Origin of the sequence: Chryseobacterium sp. SIMBA_029 (assembly GCF_046535275.1) — a bacterium.
Taxonomy (GTDB): Bacteria; Bacteroidota; Bacteroidia; order Flavobacteriales; family Weeksellaceae; genus Chryseobacterium.
The window spans coordinates 1-269 of the sequence record NZ_JAWRXA010000364.1; the positions used below are offsets into that span (position 1 = coordinate 1).

A 269-nucleotide genomic window follows, 5' to 3' on the forward strand; every position below is an offset into this window, starting at 1 on the left:
GCCTGCTGCAAAGGCAATGCTTTACGGAATAGGCTTTACAGAAGAAGATATGCACAAGGCTCAGATCGGGATTGCCAGTATGGGATATGACGGAAACACCTGCAATATGCACCTAAACGATCTGGCCCGAATTGTAAAAAAAGGAACATGGGATACAGGACTGGCAGGGTTGATTTTTAATACAATTGGGGTGAGCGATGGGATGAGTAATGGTACAGATGGGATGCGTTATTCTCTGGTAAGCCGCGATGTTATTGCAGACAGTATTG

At 45.4% G+C, this 269-nt stretch carries 1 protein-coding gene; it reads left to right on the top strand.

Translation table 11 applies throughout. From position 1 onward, the window contains the following. On the top strand, nt 1-269 hold a 269-nt coding region (locus SB679_RS24475), incomplete at both ends, for a dihydroxy-acid dehydratase (RefSeq protein ID WP_410704866.1).